General features: G+C 71.6%; 9 protein-coding genes. 8 read left to right on the forward strand and 1 reads right to left on the reverse strand.

What is annotated here, in order from left to right; all coding sequences use genetic code 11:
• The first annotated feature begins 74 nt into the window (after positions 1-74).
• The 3 genes from groL (at position 75) to AF1_RS16515 (ending at position 3,442) form a co-directional block, all read left to right on the forward strand.
• On the forward strand, positions 75-1,703 hold the full coding sequence (gene groL, locus AF1_RS16505) for a chaperonin GroEL (RefSeq protein ID WP_067799298.1): 1,629 nt from the start codon (positions 75-77) through the stop codon (positions 1,701-1,703).
• A gap of 276 nt (positions 1,704-1,979) precedes the next feature.
• Positions 1,980-2,636 carry a sigma-70 family RNA polymerase sigma factor gene (locus AF1_RS16510; protein ID WP_084263008.1) on the forward strand — a complete coding sequence of 219 codons (657 nt, stop codon included), beginning with the start codon at positions 1,980-1,982 and terminating at the stop codon, positions 2,634-2,636.
• Positions 2,633-3,442: a hypothetical protein gene (locus AF1_RS16515; RefSeq protein WP_067799301.1), complete on the forward strand. Its 810-nt coding sequence runs from the start codon at positions 2,633-2,635 to the stop codon at positions 3,440-3,442. Before AF1_RS16510 ends, AF1_RS16515 begins: the two co-directional genes overlap by 4 nt.
• A gap of 41 nt (positions 3,443-3,483) precedes the next feature.
• Here AF1_RS16515 and AF1_RS16520 read toward each other — a convergent pair whose 3' ends face one another.
• Complete coding sequence (locus tag AF1_RS16520) at positions 3,484-3,873, reverse strand: DUF5319 domain-containing protein (protein ID WP_067799304.1); 390 nt, start codon at positions 3,871-3,873, stop codon at positions 3,484-3,486.
• 254 nt (positions 3,874-4,127) lie between these two features.
• Between AF1_RS16520 and guaB the strand changes: the two genes are divergently transcribed.
• The 5 genes from guaB (at position 4,128) to AF1_RS16545 (ending at position 12,161) form a co-directional block, all read left to right on the forward strand.
• Positions 4,128-5,624 (forward strand): IMP dehydrogenase, encoded by a 1,497-nt coding sequence (gene guaB, locus AF1_RS16525; RefSeq protein ID WP_067799308.1) that lies wholly within the window; start codon positions 4,128-4,130, stop codon positions 5,622-5,624.
• A 113-nt stretch (positions 5,625-5,737) separates the two neighbouring features.
• Positions 5,738-6,853, forward strand: coding sequence for a GuaB3 family IMP dehydrogenase-related protein (locus AF1_RS16530; protein ID WP_067799310.1), 1,116 nt, complete (start codon positions 5,738-5,740; stop codon positions 6,851-6,853).
• Between the two features lie 136 nt (positions 6,854-6,989).
• Positions 6,990-8,729 carry a glycerol-3-phosphate dehydrogenase gene (gene glpD / locus AF1_RS16535; RefSeq protein ID WP_067799312.1) on the forward strand — a complete coding sequence of 580 codons (1,740 nt, stop codon included), beginning with the start codon at positions 6,990-6,992 and terminating at the stop codon, positions 8,727-8,729.
• A gap of 90 nt (positions 8,730-8,819) precedes the next feature.
• Positions 8,820-10,400 (forward strand): succinic semialdehyde dehydrogenase, encoded by a 1,581-nt coding sequence (locus AF1_RS16540; protein ID WP_067799315.1) that lies wholly within the window; start codon positions 8,820-8,822, stop codon positions 10,398-10,400.
• 9 nt (positions 10,401-10,409) lie between these two features.
• A complete protein-coding gene (locus AF1_RS16545; protein ID WP_067799319.1) occupies positions 10,410-12,161 on the forward strand; it encodes a GMC oxidoreductase in 1,752 nt (583 codons plus the stop codon).
• Positions 12,162-12,334 lie beyond the last annotated feature (173 nt).

Here is a 12,334-nt window from a genome sequence, read left to right on the forward strand (position 1 = left end):
GTGATGCACCCGCCCCGGTCGGCGCCGCCTTCGGCGGGCCCGCCGGGGCGGATCGCGTGGAGAGGAGTATCCGCATGGCGAAGATCCTGGAGTTCGATGAGGACGCTCGCCGGGCTCTTGAGCGCGGCGTCAACGCTCTCGCGGACGCCGTCAAGGTGACGATCGGCCCGCGCGGCCGCAACGTCGTCATCGACAAGAAGTTCGGGGCGCCGACGATCACCAACGACGGCGTCACCATCGCCCGCGAGGTCGAGCTGGAGGACCCCTACGAGAACCTCGGGGCCCAGCTCGCCAAGGAGGTGGCGACCAAGACCAACGACATCGCGGGCGACGGCACCACCACGGCGACCGTCCTGGCGCAGGCGATGGTCCGGGAGGGCACCCGCAACGTGGCGGCCGGCGCGTCGCCGCTCGCGCTCAAGCGCGGTATCGACGCGGCCGCCCAGTACGTGTCCGACCGGCTCCTCAAGTCGGCCCGCGAGGTCGAGGAGAAGGGCGAGATCGCGCACGTCGCGACCATCTCCGCGCAGGACCCGCAGATCGGCGAGCTGATCGCCGAGGCGTTCGAGAAGGTCGGCAAGGACGGTGTCATCACCGTCGAGGAGGCCCACACCATGGGCCTGGAGCTGGAGTTCACCGAGGGCCTCCAGTTCGACAAGGGCTACCTGTCGCCGCACATGGTGACCGACCCCGAGCGCATGGAGGCCGTCCTGGAGGACGCCTACGTGCTCATCGTGGACGGCAAGATCTCCAACGTGCAGGAGTTCCTGCCGCTGGCCGAGAAGGTCGCGCAGACCAAGAAGCCGCTGCTCGTGGTGGCCGAGGACGTCGAGGGCGAGGCCCTGGCGCTGCTGGTCGCCAACAAGATCCGCGGCACGTTCACGTCCGTCGCGGTGAAGGCGCCGGGCTTCGGCGACCGCCGCAAGGCGATGCTGGGCGACATGGCCACCCTGACCGGCGGCCAGGTCGTCAGCGAGGCCATCGGCCTCAAGCTCGACTCCATCGGGCTGGAGGACCTCGGCCGCGCCCGCCGGATCACCGTCACCAAGGACAACACCACCATCGTCGACGGTGAGGGCTCCGCGGAGGACGTGAGCGCGCGGATCAACCAGATCAAGGTCGAGATCGAGAACAGCGACTCCGACTGGGACCGCGAGAAGCTCCAGGAGCGCCTGGCCAAGCTGGCCGGCGGGGTCTGCGTGCTGCGTGTCGGCGCCGCCACCGAGGTGGAGCTGAAGGAGAAGAAGCACCGCCTGGAGGACGCCATCTCGGCGACCCGCGCGGCGATCGAGGAGGGCATCGTGTCCGGCGGCGGCAGCGCGCTGGTCCACGTCGCCAAGGAGGGCTTCGACGCGCTCGGCCTGTCCGGCGACGAGGCCACCGGCGCCGAGGCCGTCCGCCGTGCGCTCAGCGAGCCGCTGCGCTGGATCTCCGAGAACGCCGGCCAGGAGGGCTACGTCGTCGTCTCCAAGGTGCAGGAGCTGAAGGCCGGGCACGGCTACAACGCCGCCACCGGCGAGTACGGCGACCTGGTCGCCCAGGGCGTCATCGACCCGGTGAAGGTCACCCGCTCGGCGGTCACCAACGCCGCCTCGATCGCGGGCATGCTGCTCACCACCGAGGTGCTCGTGGTCGACAAGCCGGAGGAGGCCGAGGAGGCCGCCGGCGGCGGTCACGGCCACGGCCACGGTCACGGCCACTGATCGCCTTCCGGACGGGTCCGTCCCGTCCGGAGCGCGTCGGCAGACCCCCGTCCCGTCCCGGGCCGGGGGTCTTGCCTTTATGTCGGCTAATGGGGTGTTCATCACCTAATGGGCTATTTAAGATTCAGTAACGCCGGGCAGTCAGATGAACGCGTGGAGTAATAACCCCAGGTTCGTTCCAGCACTGTGACCATTCCGTTGTAAAGGACGGGGCAGACATGACCGGCGGTGCTGGGCATCATGCTTGACGTGACCGAGGGATGCTACGCCGGGACCATGACCGCGCGCGCTGCCGAACCCTCGGGAGGGCCCGCCCCTCCACAGCCCCGCGACCCCGGCCGCGGGGCGCGGGCCCGGCGCGCGGCGGACAGCGCCGACGGCGATCTCAGGGAACTGGCGAACCTCGCCGTGCAGGGCGACCCGAGCGCGATCGAGGTCCTCATCGCCGAGGTGCGCCCCATGGTCGTCCGGTACTGCCGGGCCCGGCTCGGACGGATCTCCGGGCAGTACCACATCGCCGACGACGTGGCCCAGGAGGTCTGCATCGCGGTCGTGTCGGCCCTGCCCCGCTACCGTGACATGGGCCGCCCCTTCGCGTCCTTCGTCTTCGGCATCGCCGCGCACAAGATCGCGGACGCGCTGCGCAGCGCGGTCCGCGCGGCCGTCCCCACCGAGGACCTGCCGGACGGTCCGGACGACCGCCCGGGGCCCGAGGAGACGGTGGTCCGCTGCATCGAGGCCCAGCGCGCCCGCGACCTGCTGACGCGGCTGCCCGACCACCAGCGCGAACTGGTGCTGCTGCGGGTCGTCGCGGGCCTGTCGGCCGAGGAGACCGGCAACGTGCTCGGCATGTCCGCGGGCGCGGTGCGGGTCGCGCAGCACCGGGCCCTCACCCGGCTCCGGGCAATGGCCAGAGAGGAGTCGATCGCTTGACGGAGCGAGGCCCCCGTACCGGCATCGGGGGCGCCCCGAATCCGGCCGGGTCCTCGCACTCCGGCGATGCCCCGGCGCCGGCGGGCCGCCCGCCCGCCGCCGTCCCGGCCGTGGACCTGGCCGCGGTCCGCCGTACCGACGCGCTCATCGAGGCGCTGGCCGCGCGGCGCGCCGTCCGCCCCGAGGGCGGGGCCGGACGCCAGGCCGACGACTCCGACCCGGCGGTGCGGCTGCTGCGCGCACTGATCATCGACGTGGACGACCAGGACCCCGGCCGCGACGGCGACCCCGGCCCGTCCGCACCGCCGCCCGCGCCGCCCGGCCCCGGTTCCCGCCGCCGGGGGTCGCGCACGATCGTGGCCTTGGGCGTGGCGGGTGCCGTCCTCGCCAGCACCGGCGTCGCGGCGGCGGGCGGCGGCGTCGCCGACCGCACGTCCGCGGCCCCGGTGCCGAGCGCGTCCGGCATCTCGGGGAAGGCGGACAAACCCGTCCGCGACCTCGATGCCGAGACGCGTACCCGCCCGCAGGCCGCCGCCCGTCCCGCACCGGCGCCCCCGGCGGCGCGCGAGCCGTCCGGCGACCCGGAACGCGAGGACATGGCGCGCCTCAAGCGGCGCCTGGAGTACCTGTTCCCGCCCCGTCCCCGCGCCGGCCGCCCGGATGTCCCCACCCTGATCACGCGCTCGGCCCCGGCCGCCCGTCCGAACACCCCGCCGGACGACGACCCGCTCCGCCGCCTGGACGACCTGCGCCGCGAAGCCGGGAAACAGGCGAACCGCTACGACAACCCCCGCTGGGACGACTAACGGCCCGCTGGGACGACTAGCGGGCGGCCAGGGCGGCGGGGTCAGCCGTCGTCGCGTCCCTCTTCGCTGTCGATCACGCCATCGACGTAGCCGCGGGCGTATTCCCAGCTCACGTAGTCGACGGGATCGGGGGACAGGGCGGGTTCGTGCACGCGGGGCAGGCCCTCGTCCAGCAGGTGGCGCAGGTTTCCGTGCAGCAGTTCCCAGTCGATGTAGTGGAGTTTGCCGCAGTCGCCGCAGTCGACGGTGAGCCCGCGCACCCCGAGCGGCTCCAGCAGGGCCCGGAACACCTCCAGGTCGGCGATGTCGGCCAGCACGTCCTCCCGCTCCGTCACGCTGAGCGGAGCGGTATCGCCACCTGGGTCGCCGAGCGCCGCCGCCGGGTCATCCGGATCTCCGGCGAACGGGTCGAGCGGTGCGTCGTCGTGCACACTCCCACGCTACTGCGGGACGCCCCGCGAGGTGCACCCCCCGAGTCTTCTTTGTGCGTGAACAATCACGCGGCGTGCGCGCGTGTCCGAAATAGGCCGGGAATGTTCAGGACCGTCCTGCTTGTTGCGTGATGTCAGCAAGACCACGCGGCGGTCGCGGGCAACAGCCCGTCCCGGCGCGGGCGCACGCCCTACCATGGAAGCAGGGCCCTCGCGACCTGGCCCGATGCCGCCACCACCACGGGAAGGTTGTCATGAACCCCGCCGCCGAGCCCGACAAGTTCCTCCCGCAGGGCCTGACCTTCGACGATGTGCTCCTGCTGCCGGGCTACTCCGACATGCAGCCCGGCGAGGCCGACACCACGACCCGCCTCACCCGCGAGATCTCGCTGCGCATCCCGCTCGTCTCGGCGGCGATGGACACCGTGACCGAGGCCCGGACGGCGGTCGCGATGGCGCGGCAGGGCGGCATCGGCGTCCTGCACCGCAACATGCCGATCGAGGAGCAGGCCGAGGAGGCCGACCGGGTCAAGCGGTCCGAGTCCGGGATGATCACCAACCCGGTGACCTGCCTGCCGGACGCCACGCTCGCCGACGTCGAGGCCCTGTGCGCGCACTACCGGATCTCCGGCGTGCCGGTCACCGATGTGCGGGGCGTCCTGGTCGGCATCGTGACCAACCGTGACATGCGCTTCGAGTCGGACCTGTCCCGTCCGGTCCGCGAGGTCATGACGCCGATGCCGCTGGTGACCGCGCCGGTGGGCGTGTCGCGGGACGAGGCGTTCCGATTGCTGCGGGGCAACAAGGTGGAAAAGCTCCCGCTGGTGGACGCCGACGGCCGGCTCAAGGGCTTGATCACCACCAAGGACTTCACCAAGAGCGAGCAGTATCCCAACTCCACCAAGGACGCCGGCGGGCGGCTGCTCGTCGCCGCGGCCGTCGGTGTCGGCGAGGACGCCGTCCGCCGGGCCCGCGCCCTGATCGAGGCCGGCACCGACGTGATCATCGTGGACACCGCGCACGGCCACTCCAAGGGCGTCGCCGACACCATCGCCGCGATCAAGGGGAGCTCGTCCGTCCAGGTCGTCGGCGGCAACGTCGCCACCTACGCGGGCGCGAAGACCCTGGTGGAGGCGGGCGCCGACGCGGTCAAGGTCGGCGTCGGCCCCGGCTCGATCTGCACCACCCGCGTCGTCGCCGGCGTCGGCGTCCCGCAGATCACCGCGATCCACGAGGCGTCCCGCGCGGCGAAGGAGGCGGGCGTCCCGGTGATCGGGGACGGCGGCGTGCAGTACTCCGGTGACATCGCCAAGGCCCTGGTCGCGGGCGCCGACACGGTGATGCTCGGCAGCCTGCTCGCCGGCATCGAGGAGTCCCCGGGCGAGCTGATCTTCGTCCACGGCAAGCAGTACAAGTCGTACCGCGGCATGGGCTCGCTCGGCGCGATGCGCAACCGCGAGCGCGGCGCCTCGTTCTCCAAGGACCGCTACGCGCAGGCCGACGTCACCTCCGAGGAGAAGCTGATCCCCGAGGGCGTCGAGGGCCAGGTGCCCTACCGCGGCCCGCTCGCCAACGTCGCGCACCAGCTCGTCGGCGGCCTCCACCAGTCCATGTGGTACGCGGGGACGCGCACGATCCCCGAACTCCAGGAGCGCGGCCAGCTCATGCGCATCAGCGTCGCCGGCCTCCGCGAAAGCCACCCCCACGACATCCAGATGACGGTGGAAGCCCCGAACTACCAGGGCCGCTGACGCCCGCCGCCCGTGCGACGTGCCGGGACGGGTGACGTAAGCTCTTCCGGGGCTTGGTTCCGGGGTCGCCGGGAACACCGATCACGTGGAGGAAGGGCGCAGTGGCTGCTGAGGTGGAGATCGGCCGTGGCAAGAGCGGCCGCCGGGCGTACGCCTTCGACGACATCGGCATCGTGCCGTCCCGCCGGACGCGCGATCCCAAGGAGGTCAGCGTCGCCTGGCAGATCGACGCCTACCGGTTCGAGATCCCGCTGCTCGTCGCCCCGATGGACAGCGTCGTCAGCCCCGCCACCGCGATCGCCGTCGGCCGGCTCGGCGGCCTCGCCGTCCTCGACCTCGAAGGGCTGTGGACCCGGTACGACAACCCCGAGCCGCTGCTCGCCGAGATCGCCTCGCTGGACGACGCGGCTGCCACCCGGCGGCTCCAGGAGATCTACACCGAGCCGATCAAGGAGGAGCTGATCGGCCGCCGGATCCAGGAGGTCCGGGACGCGGGCGTCACCGTCGCGGCACGGCTGTCGCCGCAGCGCACCGCGCAGTTCCACAAGGCCGTCATCGACGCGGGCGTCGACCTGTTCGTGATCCGCGGGACGACCGTGTCCGCCGAGCACGTGTCGGGACGCGCCGAGCCGCTGAACCTCAAGCAGTTCATCTACGACCTCGACGTCCCCGTGATCGTCGGCGGCTGCTCCACCTACACGGCCGCGCTGCACCTGATGCGCACCGGCGCGGCCGGGGTGCTGGTCGGGTTCGGCGGCGGTTCCGGGCACACGACCCGGACCGTCCTCGGCGTCGCCGTCCCGATGGCCACCGCGGTCGCGGACGTCGCCGCCGCCCGCCGCGACTACATGGACGAGTCCGGCGGACGGTACGTCCACGTGATCGCCGACGGCGGCATGGTCAACAGCGGCGACATCGCCAAGGCGTTCGCCTGCGGCTCCGACGCCGTGATGGTCGGGTCGCCGTTCGCCCGTTGCGCCGAGGCGCCCGGACGCGGCTACCACTGGGGCAGCGAGGCGCACCACGGCGACGTCCCGCGCGGCACCCGCCTCGAACTCGGGACGATCGGGACGATGGAGCAGATCCTGCACGGGCCGTCCCATGTCGCGGACGGCTCCATGAACCTCATCGGCGCGCTGCGCCGCGCCATGGCGACCTCCGGTTACACGGAGCTGAAGGAGTTCCAGCGGGTCCAGGTCGTGGTGGCTCCCCGCCGGTCCACCGACTGAGCGGACCCCCTCGCGCGTCGGGGTTTGTCCCGGCTGTTGGACCTCCCCGGAGGGAACTCGATCGTTTCCGGGGTGGGCCCATCCCTACTCTTGGGTAGGTACTGCTGGGAAACCGAACGCTATGGGGGGATATGCGATGACGGCATCACCGGTGACCGGCCTTGGAAGCTCGCGGCTGGGCCCTGCCGAGCGGGCCGCGGCGCTCGACCGCATGGCGCGCGAGGAGTTCGACGTCGTCGTCGTGGGCGGCGGCATCGTCGGCGCGGGCGCGGCGCTGGACGCGGCCACCCGGGGACTGTCGGTCGCGGTGGTCGAGGCCCGCGACTTCGCGTCAGGAACGTCGTCGCGCTCGTCCAAGCTGATCCACGGCGGGCTGCGCTACCTGGAGCAGTACAACTTCGACCTCGTCCGGGAGGCGCTGACCGAGCGCAGCCTGCTGCTGCAGCAGATCGCGCCGCATCTGGTGCAGCCCGTCCCGTTCCTGCTGCCGACCACCCACCGCGTGTGGGAACGCGCGTACTTCGGCGCGGGTGTGGCGCTGTACGACGTGCTGGCGTTCCAGATGGGCAGCACCCGGGGCGTCCCGCACCACCGGCACCTGACCCGGCGCGGCGCGCTGCGGCTCGCGCCGTCCCTGCGCAAGGACGCCTTCACGGGCGCGATCCAGTACTGGGACGCGCAGGTCGACGACGCCCGCTACGTCATGACCGTGCTGCGGACGGCCGCCGAGTACGGCGCCCAGATCGCGTCCCGCACCCAGTGCGTCGGCTTCCTCCGCGAAGGGGAGCGCGTCACCGGCCTGCGCATCCGCGATCTCGAAGCGAACACGACCAGCGAGGTCCGCGCCAAGCAGGTCGTCAACGCCACCGGAGTGTGGACGGACGACATCCAGGAACTCGTCGGCGGTCGCGGCCAGATCCACGTGAAGGCGTCGAAGGGCATCCACCTCGTCGTCCCGAAGGACCGCATCCACTCCTCGGCGGGCATCATCCTGCGCACGGAGAAATCCGTCCTGTTCGTGATCCCGTGGGGGCGCCACTGGATCATCGGCACCACCGACACCGCCTGGGACCTCGACCGGGCCCACCCCGCCGCCTCCAAGGCCGACATCGACTACGTCCTGGACCACGTCAACGCCGTCCTCAACACCCCCCTCACCCACGACGACGTGGAGGGCGTCTACGCGGGCCTGCGCCCGCTGCTCACCGGGGAGACCGAGGAGACCTCCAAGCTCTCCCGCGAGCACGTCGTCGCGCACCCCGTCCCCGGCCTGGTCCTCGTCGCCGGCGGCAAGTACACCACGTACCGCGTCATGGCCAAGGACGCCATCGACGCCGTCGCCCACGGCCTCGACGGCAAGATCCCCCAATCCTGCACGGACCGCGTGCCCCTCGTCGGCGGTGACGGCTTCCAGGCCATGTGGAACGCCCGCCACCGCCTGGCCGCCCGCTCCGGCCTGCACGTGGCCCGCGTCGAGCACCTTCTCCGCCGCTACGGCACCCTCGTGGACGACCTGCTCGACCTGATCTCTGACAAGCCCGACCTGGGCAAACCGCTGACCGGTGCCGAGGACTACCTCCGCGCCGAGGTCGTCTACGCCGCCACCCACGAGGGCGCCCGCCATCTCAACGACGTCCTGGCCCGCCGCACCCGCATCTCCATCGAGACCTGGGACCGCGGCGTGGGCGTCGCGCAGGAGGCCGCCGACCTCCTCACCCCCGTCCTCGGCTGGTCCAAGAAGCAGCGCGACCGCGAGATCGAGTACTACCGCAAGCGGGTGGAAGCCGAACGAGCCTCCCAGACCCAGGACGGCGACCAGGAAGCCGACGCCCACCGCCGAGGCGCCCCCGACATCGTCCCAATCGCCACCCCCTGACCTGGGAACGGAACCGGGTGGGGCATATCACTGCAAGTAGTGCGTTACTTGCGGGTAGCAAAAATGATCGCGGGGTCCTACGCTGCCTGCATGGCATCCCCCACGGTCCCTGCCAAAGGTGCGGCAGAGCACAGGCTCCCCCAGCCCCTGATCGACCGGCTGGCCTCCCACGTCGTCTCGGACGGCACCGACAGCGCGACGATCCCCAGCCCGTTCACGGGTGAGCCCCTCGCGACCGTTCCGCGCTCCGGTGCCGGCGACGTCCGCGGGGCCTATGAGCGCGCCCGCGAGGCACAGCGGGCCTGGGCGGCGCTGCCGGCCGGCGAGCGGGTCAAGCCGTTCCTCCGCCTGGCGGACGCGCTGGTCGACCGGCGTGCGGAGATCCTCGACATCATCCAGCTGGAGACCGGCAAGGCGCGCCGCCACGCGATGGAGGAGTTCCTCGATGTGGCGCTGTGCTCGCTGTACTACGCCCGGCGGGCCCCGAGGCTGCTGAAGCCGAAACGCCGGCAGGGCATGGTGACGGGGCTGACACGGGTGCGGGAACTGCGGCACCCGAAGGGCGTCGTCGCGCTGATCGCCCCGTGGAACTACCCCTTCGCGCTGGGGGCCAGCGACATCGCGCCCGCGCTGATGGCGGGCAATGCGGTGATCCACAAGCCGGACACCCAGACGTGCCTGTCGAGCCTGTGGGTGCTGGACCTGCTGGTCGCGCTCGGGCTGCCCAAGGACCTGTGGCAGATCGTCGTCGGCGAGCCGGCCGAGATCGGCGACCCGCTGGTGGAGAACGCCGACTATGTCTCGTTCACCGGGTCGACGCGCGGCGGCAAGGCCATCGCCGAGAAGGTCGCGCCGCGCCTCGTCGGCTACTCGCTGGAGCTCGGCGGCAAGAACCCGATGATCGTCCTGCCGGACGCCGACGTCGAGCGGACCGCGCGCGGCGCCGTCCGCGCGTGCTTCACCAACGCCGGCCAGCTGTGCATCTCGATCGAGCGGCTGTACGTGCACGAGGACATCTACGACCGGTTCGTCCCCCGGTTCGTCGAGCTGGCCAAGGACATGAGGCTCGGCGCGGGACTCGACTTCGACGCCGACATGGGCTCGCTGACCCACCGGCGCCAGCTGGACGCGGTGACGCGGCATGTCGACCAGGCCGTCAAGGAGGGTGCGACCGTCCTCGCCGGCGGCAAGGCCCGTCCCGACGTGGGCCCGCTTTTCTACGAGCCGACGATCCTCGCGGACGTCAACGGCGACATGGACCTGTGCGCGAACGAGACGTTCGGGCCCGTCGTCGCGGTCTACAAGTACCGGGACGAGGACGAGGTCGTCGCCCGCGCCAACGACACCCCGTACGGGCTGAACGCGTCGGTGTGGACGAAGAACCCGGCGCGGGCCCGCCGGCTCGCCGCCCGCATCCAGGCGGGGACGGTGAACATCAACGACGGCTACGGCGCCGCGTACGCGTCCTACGACTCGCCGATGGGCGGGATGAAGCAGTCCGGTGTGGGACGCCGCCACGGGGCCGAGGGCCTGCTGAAGTTCACCGAGGTGCAGACGATCGCCAGCCAGCACCTCATGGACCTCGAACCGCCGGCCGGCATCGGCTACGACAAGTTCGCCGACTACATGGCGTCCGGCATCAAGCTCATGAAGAAGCTGCACATCAAGTAGGGATCGTTCGTGAAGCATGACTTCGACGTGCTCGTCGTCGGGTCGGGATTCGGCGGCAGCGTCTCGGCGCTGCGGCTGACCGAGAAGGGCTACAAGGTCGGCGTGATCGAGGCGGGCCGCCGCTTCGACACGAACCCGTCGGGCGCGCCGGGATCCCGGTATCCGGAGCTGCCCAAGACGAACTGGCGCATCGGGCGGTATCTCTGGGCACCGGCGCTCGGCCTGACCGGCATCCAGCGGATGCACCTCATCCGGGGGGCGAAGTCGAGCCGGGTGATGGTGCTCGCGGGCGCGGGCGTGGGCGGCGGGTCGCTCAACTACGCCAACACCCTGTACGTCCCGCCGGAGCCGTTCTTCAAGGACCGGCAGTGGGCGCACATCACCGACTGGCGGGACGAGCTGGCGCCCTACTACGACCAGGCCAAGCGGATGCTCGGCGTCGTCCAGAACCCCACGACGACCGAGGCCGACAAGGTCATGAAGAAGGTCGCCGACGGGATGGGCAAGGGCGACACGTTCGTGAAGACCCCGGTCGGCGTCTACTTCGGGCGCGGCGCCGGGATCGAGAGCGCCGACCCGTACTTCGGCGGGGCGGGCCCGCGCCGGCGCGGCTGCCTTGAGTGCGGCGAGTGCATGGTGGGCTGCCGCCACGGCGCGAAGAACATGCTCACCGAGAACTACCTGTACCTTGCCGAGAAGGCCGGTGCCCGCGTGATGCCGCTCAGCCGCGTCACGTCGGTCAGGCCGCTGCCCGGCGGCGGCTACGAGGTCGAGATCGTCCGGACGGGCTCGTTCGGGCGCAACCGCAAGACGTTCACCACCGAGCAGGTCGTCTTCGCCGCCGGTACCTACGGGACGCAGAAGCTCCTGCACAAGCTCAAGTCGGCCGGGGCCCTGCCCCGCCTGTCGGGCCGGCTGGGCGCCCTGACCCGCACGAACTCCGAGGCGATCCTCGGCGGTGGCCGCCGCAACGGCAGGCCCGGCCCCGACTTCTCCGAGGGCGTCGCGATCACCTCGTCGTTCCATCCCGCCCCGGACACGCACATCGAGCCCGTCCGCTACGGCCGGGGCTCCAACCTCCTCGCCGGCCTGCAGACGCTTCTCGTGGACGGTGACCGTCCGGGCGAGCGGCACACGCCCCGCATCCTGAAGTTCGCCCGCCAGGCGGTGCGCCGCCCCCGCGACCTCGTCCAGCTGTTCGACGTGCGGCACTGGTCGGAGCGGACGGTCATCGCGCTGGTCATGCAGACCCGCGACAACTCGATCACGCTGCGCCCGAAGAGGGGGCCGTTCGGGTGGGACGTCCGCGCGTCCGCCGGGCACGGTGAGCCGAACCCGACCTGGATCCCGGAGGGGCACGAGGCGACGCGCCGGATCGCCGAGGAGATCGGCGGCATCCCCGGCGGCTCCTGGGGCGATCTGTTCGACATCCCGATGACCGCGCACTTCCTCGGCGGCTGCGTCATCGGCGACTCCGCCGAGTCCGGCGTGATCGACGCCTACCACCGCGTCTACGGACACCCCGGCCTGCACATCGTGGACGGCTCCGCCGTCTCGGCCAACCTGGGCGTCAACCCGTCCCTGACCATCACCGCCCAGGCCGAGCGCGCGATGTCGTTCTGGCCGAACCGCTCCGAGGACGACCTTCGCCCCGCCCTGGGGGAGCCGTACCGCCGTCTCAGCCCGGTCGCCCCGAAGAACCCGGTCGTCCCGGCCGCCGCCCCGGCGGCCCTGAACCTTCCGATCGTCGACATCACCTGACACGACAACCCCCGATCAGACTCGTTGACCGGATTCTCGGGCCGCCGCGAACGGCTTGGAAGCAGAACGCGATCCTGTGGAAAACGGCGCGCTGTGGTCCGCCGTGCCCTCAATGCGGCTGACCCCATTGCCTGGTGGGGGACATCCGGTGCTTCAGGATCAGGTCCAGTGCC

Origin of the sequence: Actinomadura formosensis NBRC 14204, from assembly GCF_001552155.1 — a bacterium.
Lineage (GTDB): Bacteria > Actinomycetota > Actinomycetes > Streptosporangiales > Streptosporangiaceae > Spirillospora > Spirillospora formosensis.

Excerpts from the sequence above, each read along its gene's own strand:
- guaB (WP_067799308.1), top strand. The coding sequence starts at position 4,128 with ATGAACCCCGCCGCCGAGCCCGACAAGTTCCTCCCGCAGGGCCTGACC.
- AF1_RS16540 (WP_067799315.1), top strand. The coding sequence starts at position 8,820 with ATGGCATCCCCCACGGTCCCTGCCAAAGGTGCGGCAGAGCACAGGCTC.
- groL (WP_067799298.1), top strand. The coding sequence starts at position 75 with ATGGCGAAGATCCTGGAGTTCGATGAGGACGCTCGCCGGGCTCTTGAG.
- glpD (WP_067799312.1), top strand. The coding sequence starts at position 6,990 with ATGACGGCATCACCGGTGACCGGCCTTGGAAGCTCGCGGCTGGGCCCT.
- AF1_RS16510 (WP_084263008.1), top strand. The coding sequence starts at position 1,980 with ATGACCGCGCGCGCTGCCGAACCCTCGGGAGGGCCCGCCCCTCCACAG.